This is a genomic window from Ralstonia flatus (genome assembly GCF_958439105.1).
Taxonomy (GTDB): domain Bacteria; phylum Pseudomonadota; class Gammaproteobacteria; order Burkholderiales; family Burkholderiaceae; genus Ralstonia; species Ralstonia flatus.
Map to the genome: position 1 here is coordinate 169,440 of NZ_CAUDLI010000010.1, position 18,896 is coordinate 188,335.

Below are 18,896 nucleotides of genomic sequence, written 5' to 3' on the forward strand. Positions count from 1 at the left end.
CAGGAAACCACGTGACCGACGACACCAAGCTCCCGCCGATGTTTCCCGCGACCCAGGCTGTGCATCCGGAATTGCAGATCCCGCCGGGCTTCACGGCGTTCTCCCATGCGACGCATCGTGCGTCGACGGTGGTGTTCAAGAATCTCGCCGACATGCGCGCCTTCGGCAGCGGCAGCGTGGTGCACTGGCGCTATGGGCTGCATGCCACGCCCACTTCCGACACGCTGTGCCAGGCCCTGGCGCAGATCGAGGGCGGTTCCCATACGCTGCTGCTCCCTTCAGGGCTGGCGGCGATTTCGCTGGTGTATTTCACGCTCATCAAATCGGGCGACGACGTGCTGATTCCGGACAACGCCTACGGCCCGAACCGTGACCACGGCGAGTGGATGGCGCGCCAGTTTGGCATCACCGTGCGCTATTACGACCCGATGATCGGCGCCGGCATTGCCGACCTGATGCGCCACAACACCAAGCTCGTGTGGCTCGAAGCGCCCGGATCCGTCACGATGGAAGTGCCCGACTGCACGGCCATCGCCGAGGTGGCGCGCAAGGCCGGCGCCATCACCGCCATCGACAACACCTGGAGCGGCGGCGTGTATTACCAGCCGTTCGAGCACGGCATCGACATCTCCGTGCAGGCGCTGACCAAGTACCAATCAGGCGGCAGCGATGTGCTGATGGGTGCTGCCATCACGAACGACGAAGCGCTGCACCACAGGCTGCTGGCCACGCGGATGCGCATGGGCTGGGGCGTTTCGGCGGACGATTGCTATTTCGTGCTGCGTGGCCTGCCGAGCCTGCCGACGCGCCTGGCCGCCCATGACGCGCACGCCCGCGAAGTGGCCGAATGGTTGGCGGACCGCCCTGAAGTCGTGCGCGTGCTGCACCCGGCGCTGCCCGATTGTCCGGGCCATGAACACTGGAAGCGTGACTTTACCGGCGCGAGCGGGTTGTTCTCGATCGTGCTGCACGAGCGCTATTCGCAGGCGCAGATCGACGCCTTCATTGAAGGCCTGCGCTACTTTGCGATTGGTTTTTCGTGGGGCGGGGCGCACAGCCTGGCATTGCCGTACAACATCCCGTCGATGCGCACAGCGACCGCTTGGCCGCCGGCCGATTGGGAAAACGCAGGCGGTTTTGTACGGCTGTATATCGGGCTGGAAGATCCGCGTGATTTGATTGCGGATTTGAAGCAGGCGATGGAGACGCACCTGCTGGCTTGACCTTTCAAGCTTCAGAAGGCGGTGATGGCGGGGCGTGCGAGTTGATCGTGACGCCCCGTTTTCAATGATCGCGGCTACAGCGTTTCAAGCAGGCGCGCAATGGCTTCCGGCGATGGCAACTGGTCTTGTAGCTCCTTCGGCAAGCTCTTGGTGATGGCGTAAGTCGCGACGCCGATCGGTTTCCTTGCGTCGCGCAGCGCGTATTCGACGATGGTGCGCTTCTTTTCCTTGCACAGAATGATGCCGATGGACGGGTTCTCGTCGTCCTGGCGAACCTGATCGTCGAGGGCGGCCAGGTAGAACTGCATCTTGCCGACGAACTCGGGCTCGAATTTGCCGATTTTCAGTTCGATGGCGACGAGGGAGCGCAAACGGCGGTGGAATAGAAGCAGGTCGATGAAATACTCGTCGCCGTCGACTTCAAGCCGGTATTGGCTGCCCAGGAAGGCGAACATGCCGCCCATTGCGCGCAGGAAGTCTTCGATGCGGGTGATGAGTGCGCGCTCCAGCTCGCGCTCACTGTGCCGGTCGCCGAGTTCGAGAAAATCGAAGGCGTATTCATCTCTGACCGCCAACTTGGCTTGCGCGCGCAGGGCGGGCGTCAGCGCTTTGTCGAAATTGGTCTGGCCCAGGAGCGATTTTTCGTAGCTCTGGTTATCGATCTGATGTGCCAGAACGTTTTTCGACCAGCCGAATTTGCGCGTCATGCGCAAGTAGAACTCGCGTTCTTGGGCGTCTTTGCAACGCTCAAGAATGAGCAGGTTATGGCTCCAGCCAATTTCTCGCACCAGTGGTGCGAGTTTTGCCGCGTTGCAGTAGGTTTCGAAGAAACCCTTCATCCGCCACAGGTTGGATGCGGAAAAGCCGCCCGTGCCGGGAAAGCTCGCCTGCAGGTCTGTGGCGAGCTGCTGCACGACAGCTTTGCCCCAACCCTCGGTTTGCTGCCGCGCCACGATCAGTTGTCCGATGTCCCAATACAAGCCCACCAGTTCTTTGTTGACTGCTCGCAGGGCAGCGTATTGCGCAGCCTGAATGCGGGCCCTGATCTCGGCTAGCAGCGCAGCGTAGTCTTGCGCGTCTACCGTTTCTCGCACCATCGGTGCGAGTTTCCTGCTGGCAGGTTGGCGTGTCGCCATCGCGGCTTATTGCTGCGGAAACAGATTCAACAACCCATCCAGGCCGACAACGTTGAACGCCACGTCGGCCTGTGCCTGCACGATGGGCTTGGCGCGGAACGCAACCGACAAGCCCGCCACGCCCATCATCTTCAGATCGTTCGAGCCGTCGCCCATGGCGATGGCGTTGTGCGGCGACACGCCGAGATCCTGGCAGAACGCCTTGAGCGTCTGCGCCTTCACATCCGCGTTGACGATCTCGCCGAGCACGCGGCCGGTCAGCTTGCCGTCCACGATTTCCAGCGTGTTGGCGCGCGTGCGATCCAGCCCAAGGCGCTCCTGCAGGCGCGAGGTGAAGAATTCAAAGCCGCCCGACACCAGCAGCGTGCGGATGCCCAGTGCCTGCACGGCCTTGAGCATCTTTTCCGCGCCGAGGGAGAGCTGCAGGCGCTCGGCGTAGACCCGCTCCAGCACGCTTGCATCCAGCCCTTTGAGCAGTTCGACGCGGCGCGTGAGGCTCTCGTTGAAATCCTTGATTTCGCCGCGCATCGACGCTTCGGTGATGGCCGCCACTTGCGGCTTGAGCCCGCAGAAATCTGCGATTTCGTCGATGCACTCGATGGTGATCAGCGTCGAATCCATGTCCATCGCCAGCACACGGAAATCGCCGAACGTCCATTCGTCGGGAATCCACGCGTAGTCCAACTTCAGGTTGGCGCAGATGGCATCAAGCTGGACGCGCAATTCGCTGGGCAGTTCGTGCACCCATTCGATGGCCGCGACGTTGGGCGCGCGCATCTCATAGGCGGCGCTGCCGAACAGGCTGCGGATGGATTCAATGTTGCCGGTCGACAGCGGCGACAGGCTTTGCAGAATGACGGGCATGGAGTGACAGGAGCGGGGTGCGGCAGTTCGGCGCCGGGGAAGCCCGCTATTGTAGCGAACGCCCCAGGCGGCATGCGCCCCACCAAAAGGTGAGGCGTTGCTGTGTAAGCGTTAGGCGGATGCGGTCTCGACCATCAGGCTGCGTGCCACCTTGGCGAGGAAGCGGTCGCAGGCGTCGAGCTGGGCCAGTTCGACGTATTCGTTGGCCTTGTGCGCCTGTTCGATGTTGCCCGGACCGCACAGCACGGCCGGAATGCCGGCGCGCTGGAAGAGGCCGGCTTCGGTGCCGTAGGCGACCTTGCGCTTGTCGTTGTCTTCGGTCAGCACACGCACAAGCTGCGTGATGGCGGCTTGCTCCGAGGCGTCCAGCGACGGCGCGGCGGCAATCTCGTCGAGTTCGATGCGGGCATCCGGATGCTCGCGCTGCATGGCGGGCTCGATGGTTTCGCGCACATAGCGCTCGACGCGCGCGCGGATGGCCGGCGCATCCACGCCCGGCAGGTTGCGGAATTCGAATACCAGCTCGCACAGCGCGGGGATCGTGTTCAGCGCAATCCCGCCGTTGATGAGACCCGTCGAAGCCGTGGTGAAGGGCACGTCAAACGCGTCGTCGAACGGGCCCTTGGCGCGGAATTCATCGGCCAGGTCACGCACGAAGCAGATGATGCGCGCCGCGTATTCGATGGCGTTCACACCCTGCGGCGTGAGCGACGAATGCGCGGTGCGGCCGTGCACGCGGCAGCGGTAGGCGTTGATGCCCTTGTGGGCAACGATCGGGCGCATGGAGGTGGGCTCGCCGACGATGCAGCCGGCGGGCTTGATACCGCGGGCGATCAGGTCTTCGATCATGCGCGGGGCGCCTACGCAGCCGACTTCCTCGTCATACGACAGCGCGAAATGCACCGGCTCGCGCAGCTGGGCCTGCAGCAACGACGGCACCAGCGCCAGCGAGGAAGCGATGAAGCCCTTCATGTCGCAGGTGCCGCGCCCGTAGAGCTTGCCGTCGCGCACTTCCGGCGCAAACGGGTTGCTGTCCCATTTCTGGCCGTCCACCGGCACCACATCGGTATGGCCCGACAGCACGATGCCGCCTTGCACGCTGCCGTCCGCCGCCGGAATCGTGGCGAACAGGTTGGCCTTGTTGCCATCGTCGTTATGCGACAGATGCGATTCGACGCCGACGCCGCGCAGGTAGTCGCGCACGGTTTCGATCAGCGCCAGGTTCGAGCCGCGGCTCGTGGTGTCGAAACTAACGAGCTTGGTTGTCCAGTCGAGGGTGGAGAACGGGGTGACGGCGGTGCTCATGGTGGTTTCCTTGTTCTGATCGGCGGATGCTACCGGATCACGCCAATTGCCGCATGGCATGGCGAATCGTCTGCGTCAGCGCGGCGAATTCGGCCGGAATGTTTTCGATGCGCAAGCGATCCTGCCCCGCCAGCTTGATCTGCCGGTTCTTCTGTACGAGATCGATGATCTTGATGGCGTCAACGGGCGGGTTCGGGATGAACTGCAGCGTGACGGCATTCGCGCCCGTGTCGATCTTGCGGATACCCAGCGGCGCGGCGGCAATGCGCAGCCGGTGCGTTTCGATGAGCGATTGCGCCTGCGGCGGCAGCTTGCCGAAACGGTCGATCAGTTCTTCCTGGATGTTGTCAATGGTCTCGCTGCTTTCGCAGTTGGCCAGGCGCTTGTACAGCGACAGGCGTTCCTGGACATCGCCGCAATAGTCTTGCGGCAGCAGGGCGGGCGTGCCGAGGTTGATCTCGGTCGTGGCCGCGAGCGGCGCCATCAGGTCGGGCTCCTTGCCGGCCTTGAGCGACTTCACCGCCTGGTTGAGCATGTCGGTGTAGAGCTGGAAGCCGATCTCGGAAATCTCGCCCGATTGCTTGTCGCCCAGCACTTCGCCGGCGCCGCGGATTTCCAGATCGTGCATCGCGAGGTAGAAGCCCGCCCCCAATTCTTCCATCTGCTGAATGGCTTCAAGGCGGCGCTGCGCCTGCTTGGTGAGGCCATCGACGTCGTGCACCAGCAAATACGCATAGGCCTGGTGGTGCGAGCGCCCGACGCGACCGCGCAACTGGTGCAACTGCGCCAGGCCAAACTTGTCGGCGCGGTGGATCAGGATCGTGTTGGCGGTCGGCACGTCGATACCGGTTTCGATGATCGTCGTGCACAGCAGGATGTTGGCGCGCTGCGCCACGAAATCGCGCATTACGCGTTCGAGTTCGCGCTCGTGCATCTGGCCGTGCGCCACGACCACGCGCGCTTCCGGAATCAGCTCTTCGAGCTTGGCGCGCTTGTTCTCGATGGTTTCGACCTCGTTGTGCAGGAAGTAGACCTGGCCGCCGCGTTTCAACTCGCGGAGGATGGCCTCGCGCAGCACGCCGTCTTCCTCGCGGCGCAGGAACGTCTTGATGGCCAGGCGCTTTTGCGGCGCCGTGGCGATCACCGAGAAATCGCGCAGGCCTTCCAGCGCCATGCCCAGCGTGCGCGGGATCGGCGTGGCGGTGAGCGTGAGCACATCCACCTCGGCGCGCAGCGTTTTGAGCGCTTCCTTCTGGCGCACGCCAAAGCGATGCTCTTCGTCGATGATGACGAGCCCCAGGCGGTCGAACTTCACGTCCGGCGAGAGCAGCTTGTGCGTGCCGATCACGATGTCGATCGTGCCGGCGTTGATGGCTTCGATCGCGGCGTCGATCTCTTTCTTGTTCTTGAAACGCGAAATCTCGGCAATGCGCACCGGCCAGTCGGCAAAGCGGTCGACCAGCGTCTGGTAATGCTGTTCGGCCAGCAGCGTGGTCGGCGCGAGGATGGCCACCTGCTTGCCGCCCATCACCGCAACAAATGCGGCACGCAGCGCGACTTCCGTCTTGCCGAAACCGACGTCGCCGCAGACGAGGCGGTCCATCGGCTTGCCCGACGTCATGTCGCCGATCACCGCTGCGATGGCGGCGGCTTGATCGGGTGTTTCGTCAAAGCCGAAGCTCTCGGCAAACGTGGCGTAGTCCTCCGGCGTGAGCGGGAACGCGAAGCCTTGGCGCAGCGCACGTCGCGCGTACAGGTTCAGCAGTTCGGCGGCCGTATCGCGAATCTGCTGCGCCGCCTTGCGCTTGGCCTTTTCCCACTGGCCGGAGCCGAGGGAATGCAGCGGCGCGGTTTCGGGATCGGCGCCCGAGTAGCGCGAGATTACGTGCAACTGATGCACCGGCACGTAGAGCTTGCTGCCCTTGTCGTAGTCGAGGTGCAGGAATTCTTCCTCGCCGTTGCCCATGTCGATGGACACCAGCCCCTGGTAGCGCCCGATGCCGTGTTCGCTGTGCACCACGGGGTCGCCGATCTTCAGCTCGGCCAGATCGCGCACCATCGAATCCACGGCGGTGGCCTGTTCCTGCTTGCGGCGACCGGCGCGGCGCACGGTTTGCGCGTACAGCTCGGTTTCGGTAATGAGTGCGATGCGTTCGTCGCCGAGGATGAAACCCTGGTACAGCGGCGCCACGCCCAGCACGAACTTGGCATCGCCGCTCATCAGGTCGGCGAAGTCCGCGACGCCTTCAGGATGCAGACCGCTGGCGGCCAGCATTTGCGCAAGCGTCTCGCGGCGGCCCGCCGATTCGGCGCAGATCATCACGCGGCAATTGCTGCGCATCAGGAACGATTCGAGATTGACCAGCGGGTCTTCCGCGCGGCGGTTGACGGCCACGTTCGGCAACGGCAGCGAAAGCGGTGCATCGCCGGGCTCCGCGCGCAACACCAGACGTGCGTGCGGCTTGGCGGCGACGAAGAACGCCTCTTCGTCCAGATACAGCGCCGACGGCTGCAGCAGCGGCCGCTCGCGGTCGTGGCGCATGAAGTTGTAGCGCTGCGTGGTGTCGGCCCAGAAGCGGCGCACGGCGCCTTCGATGTCGCCCACGAAGGCAAGATGCGTTGCGCCCGGCAGGTAGTCGAACAGCGTCGCGGTCTCTTCAAAGAACAGCGGCACGTAATACTCGATGCCGGCGCTCGGCACGCCGTTGCCGATGTCCTTGTAGATGGGCGAGCGCGTCGGATCGCCCTCGAACACCTCGCGCCAGCGACCGCGGAAGGCCGTGCGCGAGGCCTCGTCCATCGGAAATTCGCGGCCCGGCAGCAGGCGGACTTCGTTGACCGGGTAGAGGCTGCGCTGCGTGTCGGGGTCGAACGAGCGGATGGTCTCGATTTCGTCGCCAAACAGGTCAAGCCGATATGGCAGCGGCGAGCCCATCGGGAACAAGTCGATCAGGCCGCCGCGCACGGAGTATTCGCCTGGGCGCATCACGGCGCTGACATGCTCGTAGCCGGCCAGCGTGAACTGCGCTTTCAGTGCCGCCTCGTCCAGCTTTTCGCCCTTTTTGAAGAAGAACGTGTAGGCGGCCAGGAATGATGGCGGCGCCACCCGTTGCAGCGCCGTGGAGGCCGGCACGAGCAGGATGTCGCACGCACCGTTCTGCAGGTCATGCAGCGTCGCCAGCCGCTCGGAGATCAAATCCTGGTGCGGCGAGAAATTGTCGTACGGCAGCGTTTCCCAGTCCGGCAGCAGCTTCACGCGCGCCTGCGGGGCAAACCAGCGTAGCTCCTCCGCCAGTCGCTGGGCATCGACGGCATTGGCGCAGACCACCGCCAGCATCGGCACGGCGGCGCGATGCTGCTCGAGGTAGCGCGCCAGCAGCAGGGCATCTGCCGCCCCCTGCAGGCCGCTGAAGACAAAGCGCGAGCCCGGTTTGACGGCGGGCAGGGCGGAGAGCGAAAAATCGGACATGAGGCGTGAGGTTGTATGGGGCACGACTGCAAGACAAAGCACGACACCCCGCCGGCATGTGCAGGCGGGGTGTCGTGACGCAGACCGCTATTATAAAATCCGCGCCAGCCGCGCGCTTGGCGAGGGCAAAACCCACGCAAATGCTGCGCCCACGTTCACTTTCCCGCCTGTCATGTCGATTTCCCACCCTGGCCGACGCCGTTTTGCGCTGATTCCCTCGGCCGGCACCGGCTCGCGCGCCGGCGGCGATCTGCCCAAGCAATATCAGGTGATTGCCGGGCGGCCGATGCTCTGGCATACCGCGCAGGCGTTCCTGGCCAGCCCCGAAATCGACACCGTGCTGGTGGTGACGACGCCCGGCGCACAGCCGCTGGCGCAGCGCTTTCCCGACGGTGGTTTCGATGCGCCCAGGCTGGTGGAGGTCGATTGCGGTGGCGATTCACGCCACGCATCCGTCACGCACGGGCTGGCGGCATTGCGCGGCCTGGGTGCACACGATGACGACTGGGTGCTCGTGCATGATGCGGCTCGGCCGGGTCTGACGCCGGCTCTGATCGCGCGTTTGGTCGCGGCGGTGGAGGCCGAAGGCACGCAAGCTGCGGGGGGCATCCTTGCGCTGCCCGTGGCCGACACGCTCAAACGCGCCGACGCAGCCCAGCACATCGACGCGACCGTGCCGCGCGACGGCCTGTGGCAAGCGCAGACGCCGCAGATGTTTCCACTCGGGCTGCTGGAGCGCGCCTTGCGCGAAGCGCTGCTGCAACATCGCATCGTCACCGATGAAGCCAGCGCGATTGAAGCTGCCGGTCACCCGCCGCTGCTTGTGCCGGGGGCGCTGCGCAACTTCAAGGTGACGTATCCCGACGATTTCGCGCTCGCCGAGGCCATCCTCGCGCAGGGCGCACAACCGAACGAGGCATCGCAAGCATGAACTGGATGGACATCCGCATTGGCCAGGGCTACGACGTGCACGCGCTGGTGGAGGGCCGCAAGCTGATCCTGGGCGGCGTGGAGATTCCGCACACGCGCGGGCTGCTCGGCCACTCCGACGCCGATGCGCTGCTGCATGCGATTACCGATGCGCTGTTCGGCGCCGCCGGCCTGGGCGACATTGGCCGGCACTTTCCCGACACCGATCCGGCCTTTGCCGGCGCCGACAGCCGCGTGCTGCTGCGCGAAGCCGTGCGCCGCGTGCACAAGGCCGGTTATACGGTCGGCAATGTCGACGCCACCGTCATCGCGCAGAAACCGAAACTCGCGCCGCATGTGCCCGGCATGGTGGCGAACCTTGCGGAAGACTTGGGCATTGCGCCCGAGCGTTGCAACGTCAAGGCCAAGACGAACGAGAAGCTCGGCTTCGAAGGCAAGGAGGAAGGCATCGTCGCGCAGGCGGTGGTGTTGATCTATCGCGCAGAAGCCGCCGAGCAGGACTGAGTCCCCGCCGCATCGCGCAACGCAAACGGCAGCACCGGAGCGAACCGGGCTGCCGTTTTTTCGTTTGTGCAATGGGCGCGTTACTCGGCGGCGATGACCTGCGCTGCCGCGTTGATGACAGCCGCAATGCGCCCGACATCGCGCAATTGCTGCGCGCTCATGCCCTGGTGATTCTTCAGCAAGTCGTAGTGCGATTTGATGCAGAAATGGCATTTGCCGATGATGGACGCGGCGAGGGCGTACATCTCGAACCTGCGCTTGTCGACGCCTCCGTTGCTGGCGTAGGCGTTCATCCGCAACTCCGCTTTCTGCTGCGCCAGGTCGGAATCGTCGGCCATCTCGACGTACGGATACCAGACGTTGTTCATGCCCATCAGGGCAGCCGCGGTCAGCGCGCCATTCACCTCCTCGGGCGACAGCACCCCGGCATTGCGGATGGCGTCGGTCAGCACCTTGCTCTTCGCGGCAAACGCGGCCGCCAATGCGACGCCGACCGCGTCATTGCCCTCCAGCGAAGAGCGCGCGATCGTGCCGTCCAGATTCAGGCGGATGTCCTTGGCGTAGTCCGGAATCCGGCTTTTGAGCGTCTGCAAAAATTCCATGAATGCCTCCCGTCAGCAGCACCGAAAAGGAAAGCCCGCGGCAAGAGCGGGCTTCGGCTGGGTAGGGCGCCGCGCGGCCGTTACAGCGTCGAGCCGCCGACTGCGCGGTTGCACGGGCACAGTTCGTCTGTCTGCAGGCCGTCGAGAATGCGCAGCACTTCGTCCGGGTTGCGACCCACGTTCAGGTTGTTGACCGACACGTGCTGGATGACGTTGTCCGGGTCGACGATGAACGTGGCGCGCAATGCAACGCCGGCTTCGTGCTCGCGTACGCCAAGCTGGTCGACCAGGGCACCCGTGGAATCCGCAAACGACCACTGGTTGAGCTTGTTCAGGTCTTTGTGCTCGCGGCGCCATGCGAGCTTGACGAATTCATTGTCGGTGGAGCCGCCCAGCACGATCGTGTCGCGGTCGGCAAAGTCGTCATTCAGTTTGGCGAAGGCGACGATTTCGGTCGGGCAGACAAAGGTGAAGTCCTTCGGATAGAAGAAGATGACTTTCCATTTGCCGGGGAACGAGGTTTCGGTGATGTCTTCGAACGCCGACTCGCCGTTCTCCTCGTGATTGTTGAACCCGGGCTTGACGCCGACGACCTTGAACGGTTCGAGCTTGTCACCAATGGTCTTCATGAGCTTCTCCTGGGGTTGTGTGGCAATGGGTACGGAACCCAAACGGGGATTTGCAAACACACGCTCACCGGCCGTCCGGTCCGGCTTAGGCGTTCGGACGGAGACGAAGAACGCGCAGGCGCGCAGCCTGGCGGCTGGAGTATTGGCGATGATTTCAAAACCGGCCAATTGATATTCTCAACGCCAGCCATAGTGCTGCCTGCCGCCGCACCTTATCGGCGACGCATGACAGTGGTGGGAAGCAGGGGGTGTGCCCGGATGTGCCCGGAAGCGCCAGCCAGGCGGAGTGCCGGATCAGGCGCGCGCGTAGCAGGCGCTGACGAGCAGTCCGGTTTCGGGCGGTGTGCGGTTCTCGAGCGCAAGCCGGCCGCCGCTGCGCTGCAAGATGCGATTGACGATCGACATGCCAAGCCCAGCGCCCTTGGCTTCGCTGCGTGCCGATTCAAGGCGGTAGAACGGTCGGGTGAGCAACGCAAGCTGATCCGTCGGCACACCCGCACCGCGATCGGCCACGCACAATACAACCTCGTTGCCTTGCAGGAAGGTGCTGACGGTAATTTCGGCGCGGTTCGTGCCAGGCGTCTTGCCGTAGCGCCGTGCGTTTTCGATCAGGTTGTCGAGAATGCGCTGCGTTTCCATGCGGTTGCAGCGGGCGATGGCCTCGGGCGCGAGCTTGAGCGTGAGGTCGATGTCGTCGTGTGCCGAGTAGACGGGCGCCGTGTCGCGCACGAGTTCGGTCAGGTCGACGTCTTCGAGCATCTCGCCGCTGGGGCGCGCGTAGTCGAGGAACTGGCCGATGATCGCGTCCATCTGCTCGATGTCGGCCACCATCAATTCGCGCGTCTGCTCGTCGACCGGGCTCATCTCGGTTTCCAGGCGCAGGCGTGTGAGCGGCGTGCGCAGGTCGTGCGAGATGCCGGCCAGCATGACGGCGCGGTCGGCCTCAAGCTGCTTCAGGTCGCGCACCATCTGGTTGAAGCTGTGATTCGCCTGCGCCACTTCGGTGCCGCCGCCTTCGGGCAATGCCTTCGGGTCCTCCCCGGCACTGATTGCGCGCGCCGTATCGGCCAGACGCTTGAGTGGCTGGTTCACGCGTGACGTAATGAACGCCGCGCCCAGCACCGACAACACCAGCGCCGCCATCGACCACCACAGCCATTGCAGCCCAGGCACGTGCTCGAAGCGGTCCGGGCTGATGGCGACCCAATAGTCGTCGCCCTCGATCTGGAAGCTCACCCACACGCCCGGGATGTCGTTGACGGCCGTGGCGATCACCGCGTCGGCACCGAGCCGGTTGCGGATTTCCTGCTGGACAAGCTGCGTCAGATACGGGTTGGTGTGCGGCTCGCGGTATTCGTCTTCCTTCTCGCGCGGGTAGACCTTGATGCCCTCGTTCTGCACCAGATCGAGCAAGAGGAAGCGGCGTCGCGACGGATCCGAATACAGCAGCGCCGCCCGCGTGAGCTTGACCACGCTGACCACCTGCATGGCGATCTGCTGCGCGCGCGGCTCACGCTCGAAAATACGGAAGCTCTGGAACCACACGCCCAGAGAGATCGCGATCAGCAATGCGATCAGCATGAAGGTTCGCCAGAACAGCGAACCAAACACACTGATCAGCAGATGCCGCAACGCGGCCGGACGCGGGATGCGCAAGTCGGATGCGGAAAAGAAGGGTTGCCCGGACGCTTACTTGGCGCCGTCGGGAATGAACACGTAGCCCAGGCCCCACACGGTCTGGATGAAGCGCGGGTTGCTGGCGTCGGGTTCGATCAGCTTGCGCAGGCGCGAAATCTGCACGTCCAGGCTGCGGTCGAACACTTCGTATTCGCGGCCGCGCGCCATTTCCATCAGCTTCTCGCGCGATAGGGGTTGGCGGGGATGGCGTGCAAACACCTTGAGCACCGAGAATTCGCCCGTCGTGAGCGTGATCTCTTCGTCGTTTTTCTTGAGCGTGCGCGTGGCCAGGTTGAGCACGAAATCGCCAAAGGCGAACGTTTCCGGCGTCTCCGACGGCGCACCCGGGATTTCGGCCGGGCCGCGGCGGCGCAGCACGGCGTGGATGCGCGCAATCAGTTCGCGGGGGTTGAACGGCTTGGGGAGGTAATCGTCCGCGCCCATTTCAAGGCCGACAATGCGGTCGACGTCTTCGCCCTTGGCGGTGAGCATGATGATGGGCGTCTGATCGTTCGCGCCGCGCAGGCGACGGCAGATCGACAAGCCGTCTTCACCGGGCATCATCAGGTCGAGCACCAGCAGGTCGAAGCGCTCGCGCAGCCAGAGTTTGTTCATGGCCGTGGCGTTTTCCGCCACCAGCACGGTGAAGCCCTGTTCCCCCAGGTAGCGGCGCAGCAGGTCGCGCAGGCGGGGGTCGTCGTCGACGACGAGAATCTTTTGACCGGAATTTTCCATGGCGCTTATGGTAACGACAAAAACATGGGCCCAATCGACAACAGGAGGCAGTAAAAGCCCAATTGAAACAGACGGTTACATTATTTACCGAGTCACGCGAACAGTCTGTAGGACGCGCAGCTACACTGCCTTGGCAGTTCCTCGCAACGGTTTGGGGACTTTTTTCCCCCCTGCGGAGGGGACTGGCGTGCAATGCGGTTGCCTGTTATCGATTGTCGCGCAATGATGCATGGCGCATCGGTTTCCAGCAACAAAGACGTGGCTTCTCAACTCCCTTTTTCGAATCGCTTAGTGATGTTTCGGCGGCGCGCGGCGCTGTTGACCTGTGTTCTTGCCCTCTGTGCGGCCGGCTCGCAGGCGCACGCGCGCGGCGATCGCGGTGGCTTTGGCGGATTCGGTGGCTTTTTCGGCGGCGGGCATGCGATGCAGGCCGGCGCACAGGAAAAAAGGGGCGGGCAGGGTCCGGCGCGCGGCCATGGCGGCGATGAACGTAGCCGCCGCGCCGCTGCGATGGAAAACCGCCGTGGTGAGAATGCCGATCGTGGGTCTGGGCAACGCAAGCTGTCTCCCGAGGAACGCAAGCAATTGCGTCAGAACATCTATGACGTCACGCGGGATATCTACCACCGTGGCGGCTAGATAGGGGCCGAGGAACGGCGCACGAGTCGCTGCCCCGGCAAAGCGGTAGGGTCGTTTCGGGGGACCGACATGCGAATCCGTAGCACCACGATCTTCTTGGCGCTGGCAGCGGCCGGCGCATTCTCGCTGCAGACCGCGCATGCGGTCACGCAGGGCAAACAGCATCGCCACACCGCGCAGGCCAAGGCACCCGCTGCCGACGAGCAGCGCCTGGACCGCGACGATGCGCGCTATTTCCTCACCCGCGTCGGCTTTGCCCCTTCCGAGAGCGAACTCGATGCCTACGCCGGGCTCACGCACCGCGAGGCCGTCGACCGCGTCCTTGCCCAGACGGGCACCGTCGCCACGCAAGCGCCCCCGGCGTGGGTGAACGAGCCGATCGTCCCCTACAACAAGCTGCCCGACGAAGACGCCCGCAAGGCGGCGCGCCAGAAGAATGCCGCGCACGAGCTGGAATTGCGTGCCTGGTGGATGGGCGAGATGATCAAGACGCCGTCGCCGCTGACAGAGCGCATGACGCTGTTCTGGCACAACCATTTTGTTTCCAGTTCGCAGAAGGTGCCGTTCGCGCAGTTGATGTATCGGCAGAACGTGCTGCTGCGGCAGAACGCGGTCGGCAACTTCGGCACGATGCTGCACGCCATCGGCAAAGACCCGGCGATGCTGATTTATCTGGACGGTGCCGAGAGCCGCAAAGGGAAGCCGAACGAGAACTTCGCGCGGGAAGTGATGGAGCTGTTCACGCTCGGCGAGGGGCATTACACCGAGCAGGACATCAAGGAAGCCGCGCGCACCTACACGGGCTGGAGCATCGATCGCGAGCACGATTTCGCCTACATCTGGCGGCCGCAGATTCACGACACGGGCGTGAAGACGGTGTTCGGCCAGAGCGGCGATTACGACGGCGACCAGATGCTCGACATCCTGCTGTCTCGCCCGGAGACGGCCACTTTCATCGTCTCCAAGCTTTGGCGCGAGTTTATTTCGCCGGATGTCGACGCAGCACAGGCGCAGCGCGTGGCCGATGCGTTTCGCGCGAGCGGCTATGACATCAAGGTGGCGCTGCGCGGGCTGTTCTTGACGCCGGCGTTCTGGGCGCCGCAATCGCATGCGACGCTGGTGAAGTCGCCGGTGGAGATGATTGTCGGCACGCTCAAGCAGTTCAACGTGCAGTACACCGACCCGACGCCGTTTGCCATCAAGTCCGCGCAGCTCGGGCAGAACCTGCTGGCCCCGCCCAACGTGAAGGGCTGGCCCGGCGGCGATGCGTGGATCAACGCGACGACGTTGCTGGGGCGCAAGCAGTTTCTCGATCAACTCTTCCGCTCCACGGAGATGAAGGCGCCGTCAGCCCAGCAGCAGGCACAGCAGCAAGCCCCGCAACAGAAACCCGGCGTGATGATGGCCGCCATGCGCGAAGACCTGAAGCAGGGCGGCGCCGTGCAGGGTCTGGGCCAGGCGCTCAAGGGCATGGGGCAGGAGGGCCGCTTCAAGCTGGCGCAGTCGCAGACGATGGTGTCGTTCAACTCGGCCAAGTGGCTCGCACAGTTTGGCGCGGACGGCGATGATCCGCCGCAGCTGGCGCCGCGCATTTCGATCCAGCGCGCCGTGTTGCCCATCGAGCCGACCGCGCCGATTCCCGTCAAGCTGGCCGGTACGGCGTACCTGCGCACGCTGATGATGGACCCGGCTTACCAGTTGAAGTAACGCCACCGCCCCAGGAGCACACATCATGGAACGTCGCGATTTTCTGAAGGCAGGCGCCATGCTCGGCATGGGTGGCGCAGTACCGGGGATTGTCTTCGCGCAAGGGCAGGACAAACGCAAGGGCTACGGCAACCTGCTCATCCTCATCGAACTGAAGGGCGGCAACGACGGGCTGAACACCGTGGTGCCGTACACGAGCGCGCAGTATTACGCACTGCGCCCGCGCATCGCCATCAAGCGGGAGCAGGTGCTGCAGCTGGATGACCGCTACGGGCTGCATCCGTCTTTGCAGGCGATGATGCCGCTGTGGCAGGCGGGGGAATTGTCGGTGGTGCAGGGGTTGTCGTATCCGCAGCCGAATCTCTCGCATTTCCGCTCGATCGAAATCTGGGACACGGCGTCGCGCTCCGACCAATACCTGCGCGAAGGCTGGCTGACGCGTGCGTTTGCCGCGCAGCCGGTGCCGGCATCGTTCGGCGCCGATGGCGTGATCATCGGCAGCGCTGATCTTGGCCCGCTCGATGGCGGCGCACGCGCGGTCGCACTCGCCAATCCCGATGCGTTCCTCAACGAAGCGAAGCTCGCGATGCCTTCGCACGCAATGGGCAACGCCACGCTCGCGCACGTGCTGAAGGTGGAGGCGGATATCGTCAAGGCGGCCGACGGACTGCGCCCGAAATCCGGCAAGTTCGCGTTCCAGACGCGCTTTCCTGACGGCGGGTTCGGCAACTCGATCAAGGCGGCGATGCAGGTGGTGGCAGCGCCGGGCCATGGCGGCGCGGACGTCGCCGTGGTGTGCCTGTCGCTGGGCAGCTTTGATACCCATACCAATCAGCAAGGCACGCAGGCGAACCTGCTGCGGCAGTTGGGCGAAGGCATCGCTTCGCTCAAGAGCGCGTTGACCGAGTTGGGCCGCTGGAACGACACGCTGATCGTTACGTACTCGGAGTTTGGTCGCCGCCCGCGCGAAAACCTGAACAGCGGTACGGATCACGGGACGGCGGCCGCGCATTTCGTGGCCGGCGGCCGCGTGAAAGGCGGGCTGGCGGGACAGGGGCCGGTGCTGGAACGGCTGGACGGCGGCGGCAATCTTGACCCGTCGGTCGATTTCCGCTCGCTTTATGCCACGGTGTTGGAGCGCTGGTGGGGAATGGATTCGCAGCCGGTGCTGGCGGGGCGATTTGCGCCGCTGGATCTCATCAAGGCCTGATCAACCGCGGATCTGCGTCTTCCAGGCCAGCCACAGCTTGCGCAGCGGCGTCAGGTCCGTGCGCTGCGTGAGCACCTGGAAACCGTCCGCCTCTACCTCGTCGAGCAGGCGCATGGCGAGCACCCCGCGAATCAGCGCCGAGCGCTGGGCGCGGCGGTCTTCGGCCGGCAGCGCGGCGAGTGCTTCCTTGTACGTCGCCCGGGCGCGCTCGGCCTGAAAGCTCATCAACGGCTTGAAGCCTTCTGCATACCGGCGGTTGAACAGATCGGCGGCCGGCACGTTGAAACGCTGCAGCTCATCCACGGGGATGTAGACGCGGTTGTGGCGCACGTCTTCACCGAGGTTGCGGATGAAGTGGACGAGCTGTTCGGTCAGCGCCATCAGCCGCGCGAATTCCAGCGTGCGTGCATGCGTCTGTCCGGCAATGCGAGCCGTCAGCCGGCCTGCCACGCCTGCCACCTGATCGCCGTGGCGGCGCAGGTTGGGCCAATCCAGATAGCGGTTCTGCATGGCGTCGGCCTCGACGCCGGCCAGCAACTCACCCAGATGCACCGCGCCGATGTCGTAGCGGGCCAGATGCGGCTGCAAGGCTTTTGCGGCCGGATGCTCGGGGCGGCCCTCGAACAGCCGTGCAAGCTCCTGTCGCCACCACTGCAGTTTCGATTGCACGACCGCCGGGTCGCTGGCGTCGCGCACGGCGTCTTCCAGCTCACGGCGCACGGCTTCCAGGGCGATCGTCGCGAGGCGGCGTTCGGGCGCCAGAAACAATACGCTGTAGTACACGTCGCTGCCGGGCGGTGCAGCCTTGTCGGCGCAGTAATCGTCGGGGGTCACGGAAGGGCCGTCGTGGTTAGGTTTGAAGCAGGGCGGCCATTCTACAGCGCGTTGCGGTGCAGCATGCCGTAAAGCCTTGCCTGAGCACTTGCCAAGAAAAGTCAATCAGACGCGGCCGTGTCGTTGACCCTGCGCATTGCCGTGGGTATATTACTGACCGGTCAGTTATTTACTGAGAGCGTGTCATGCCAGCGTTGCGTTTGCCGTACCCGCATTCCGACTTCACCGGTTTCTCCGACACGCGGTCTCGGCCGCGCCGGCTTTCATTGCCGACAGCGGCATCGGTGGCTCTGCTGACCGGCGCGGCGCTGCTGGCCGGCTGCAGCAAGGAGGCGCCCAAGGCGCCCGACGTGCGCCCCGTGCGGACCATGACGGTGACCAGCGAGCAGGGCGCCGGCACCGCGGAATTCTCCGGTGACGTCCGCCCGCGCATCGAATCGCGCCTGGGCTTTCGCGTGCCGGGCAAGATCGTCGCCCGGCTCGTGGACGTTGGTGCCACCGTCAAGAAGGGCCAGGTGCTCGCGCGGTTGGACCCGACCGACCTGGCACTCGCCCAGCAATCGGCCCAAGCGCAGTTGTCGGCGGCCAAGACCGACCGCGATCTGGCGGCTGCCGATCTCAAGCGCTATTCCGAACTGTTTGCCAAGGGCTTCATCAGCGCGGCGGAACAGCAGCGCCATCAAGCCAACTATGACGCCGCGCAGGCCCGCTACGAGCAAGCCGGGGCCGGCTATCGCAACCAGGTGAATCAAGCGGGCTATGCCACGCTCGAAGCCGACGCGGATGGCGTGGTGACAGGCGTCGACGCCGAAGTCGGGCAGGTGGTGTCCGCGGGTCAACCAGTCGTGCGTGTGGCCCAGACGGCCGAGAAGGAAGTCGTGGTCGGCATTCCCGAGGATCAGGTCGATACGCTGCGCAAGTCGCCCGAGGTGAGCGTGAAGCTGTGGGCGGATCAGTCGCGCAGCATTCCGGCCAAGGTGCGTGAGATTGCGCCAGCGGCTGACCCGGTCACCCGCACCTACACCGTGAAGATTTCGGTACCGAACCCGCCGCCTGAACTGAAGCTCGGCATGACGGCGGTGGCCACGTTCGTCCGGCCCGGCGGGGGTGGCGATAGCGGCGGCATGGGCGTGCGCGTGCCGATCAGCGCGCTGCTGCAGGACCAAGGCAAGAACGTCGTGTGGTTGTATGACGCCGCATCGCAGACGGTAAAGCCGGTCCCGGTGACGGTGGGCGCGCCGCGCGACAACGTGCTGCTGGTAACGAGCGGCCTGCAGCCCGGCCAGACCATCGTGACTGCTGGCGTGCACCTGCTCAAGGCTGGCCAGAAGGTGATGCCGATGGCGCCGGCCGATCAGCCGTCGGCGCAGTCCGCCATCACGCCGCGCCGGTAAGACACACCCGGCTCCCGCCCCAACACGCCAACCTTCGC

The 18,896-nt window shown here is 64.5% G+C and carries 16 protein-coding genes; 7 read left to right on the plus strand and 9 right to left on the minus strand.

Annotation, left to right across the window (positions count from 1 at the left end; all coding sequences use genetic code 11):
• The first annotated feature begins 11 nt into the window (after window positions 1-11).
• Window positions 12-1,223 carry a cystathionine beta-lyase gene (locus R2676_RS21035; protein ID WP_206273712.1) on the plus strand — a complete coding sequence of 404 codons (1,212 nt, stop codon included), beginning with the start codon at window positions 12-14 and terminating at the stop codon, window positions 1,221-1,223.
• Window positions 1,224-1,297: 74 nt separating this feature from the next.
• Here R2676_RS21035 and R2676_RS21040 read toward each other — a convergent pair whose 3' ends face one another.
• The 4 genes from R2676_RS21040 to mfd all read right to left on the minus strand — a co-directional run bounded on the left by R2676_RS21040 (window position 1,298) and on the right by mfd (window position 7,997).
• The gene (locus R2676_RS21040) at window positions 1,298-2,359 is read right to left on the minus strand and encodes a PDDEXK nuclease domain-containing protein (RefSeq protein ID WP_206273711.1); all 1,062 of its coding nucleotides are present in this window, start codon (window positions 2,357-2,359) and stop codon (window positions 1,298-1,300) included.
• 6 nt (window positions 2,360-2,365) lie between these two features.
• A complete protein-coding gene (gene serB / locus R2676_RS21045) occupies window positions 2,366-3,223 on the minus strand; it encodes a phosphoserine phosphatase SerB (RefSeq protein WP_206273710.1) in 858 nt (285 codons plus the stop codon).
• Window positions 3,224-3,334: 111 nt separating this feature from the next.
• Window positions 3,335-4,528, minus strand: coding sequence for an acetylornithine deacetylase (gene argE / locus R2676_RS21050; protein ID WP_206273709.1), 1,194 nt, complete (start codon window positions 4,526-4,528; stop codon window positions 3,335-3,337).
• Between the two features lie 37 nt (window positions 4,529-4,565).
• Window positions 4,566-7,997 carry a transcription-repair coupling factor gene (mfd, locus tag R2676_RS21055; protein ID WP_206273708.1) on the minus strand — a complete coding sequence of 1,144 codons (3,432 nt, stop codon included), beginning with the start codon at window positions 7,995-7,997 and terminating at the stop codon, window positions 4,566-4,568.
• Between the two features lie 172 nt (window positions 7,998-8,169).
• On the opposite strand from mfd, the gene ispD reads away from it, so the two are divergent.
• Window positions 8,170-8,928: a 2-C-methyl-D-erythritol 4-phosphate cytidylyltransferase gene (gene ispD / locus R2676_RS21060; protein WP_206273707.1), complete on the plus strand. Its 759-nt coding sequence runs from the start codon at window positions 8,170-8,172 to the stop codon at window positions 8,926-8,928.
• Complete coding sequence (ispF, locus tag R2676_RS21065) at window positions 8,925-9,431, plus strand: 2-C-methyl-D-erythritol 2,4-cyclodiphosphate synthase (RefSeq protein ID WP_206273706.1); 507 nt, start codon at window positions 8,925-8,927, stop codon at window positions 9,429-9,431. Before ispD ends, ispF begins: the two co-directional genes overlap by 4 nt.
• A gap of 80 nt (window positions 9,432-9,511) precedes the next feature.
• Here ispF and R2676_RS21070 read toward each other — a convergent pair whose 3' ends face one another.
• The 4 genes from R2676_RS21070 to ompR form a co-directional block, all read right to left on the minus strand.
• Window positions 9,512-10,033 (minus strand): carboxymuconolactone decarboxylase family protein, encoded by a 522-nt coding sequence (locus R2676_RS21070; protein WP_206273705.1) that lies wholly within the window; start codon window positions 10,031-10,033, stop codon window positions 9,512-9,514.
• An 80-nt stretch (window positions 10,034-10,113) separates the two neighbouring features.
• Window positions 10,114-10,662, minus strand: a complete 549-nt coding sequence (locus R2676_RS21075) for a peroxiredoxin (protein ID WP_027681312.1) — start codon at window positions 10,660-10,662, stop codon at window positions 10,114-10,116.
• Between the two features lie 294 nt (window positions 10,663-10,956).
• On the minus strand, window positions 10,957-12,318 hold the full coding sequence (locus tag R2676_RS21080) for an ATP-binding protein (protein ID WP_102067314.1): 1,362 nt from the start codon (window positions 12,316-12,318) through the stop codon (window positions 10,957-10,959).
• Window positions 12,319-12,351: 33 nt separating this feature from the next.
• Window positions 12,352-13,074, minus strand: a complete 723-nt coding sequence (gene ompR / locus R2676_RS21085; RefSeq protein WP_004627064.1) for an osmolarity response regulator transcription factor OmpR — start codon at window positions 13,072-13,074, stop codon at window positions 12,352-12,354.
• 222 nt (window positions 13,075-13,296) lie between these two features.
• On the opposite strand from ompR, the gene R2676_RS21090 reads away from it, so the two are divergent.
• The 3 genes from R2676_RS21090 (at window position 13,297) to R2676_RS21100 (ending at window position 16,630) form a co-directional block, all read left to right on the plus strand.
• Window positions 13,297-13,713, plus strand: a complete 417-nt coding sequence (locus tag R2676_RS21090; protein ID WP_316887443.1) for a hypothetical protein — start codon at window positions 13,297-13,299, stop codon at window positions 13,711-13,713.
• Window positions 13,714-13,782: 69 nt separating this feature from the next.
• The gene (locus R2676_RS21095) at window positions 13,783-15,420 is read left to right on the plus strand and encodes a DUF1800 domain-containing protein (RefSeq protein ID WP_206273704.1); all 1,638 of its coding nucleotides are present in this window, start codon (window positions 13,783-13,785) and stop codon (window positions 15,418-15,420) included.
• A gap of 25 nt (window positions 15,421-15,445) precedes the next feature.
• A complete protein-coding gene (locus R2676_RS21100) occupies window positions 15,446-16,630 on the plus strand; it encodes a DUF1501 domain-containing protein (RefSeq protein WP_206273703.1) in 1,185 nt (394 codons plus the stop codon).
• Here the strand turns inward: R2676_RS21100 and hpnD are convergent, their stop codons facing one another.
• Window positions 16,631-17,464, minus strand: a complete 834-nt coding sequence (gene hpnD / locus R2676_RS21105) for a presqualene diphosphate synthase HpnD (RefSeq protein WP_206273702.1) — start codon at window positions 17,462-17,464, stop codon at window positions 16,631-16,633.
• Window positions 17,465-17,649: 185 nt separating this feature from the next.
• Here hpnD and R2676_RS21110 point away from each other — a divergent pair, with 185 nt between their 5' ends.
• Window positions 17,650-18,858: an efflux RND transporter periplasmic adaptor subunit gene (locus tag R2676_RS21110; protein ID WP_206273701.1), complete on the plus strand. Its 1,209-nt coding sequence runs from the start codon at window positions 17,650-17,652 to the stop codon at window positions 18,856-18,858.
• Window positions 18,859-18,896 lie beyond the last annotated feature (38 nt).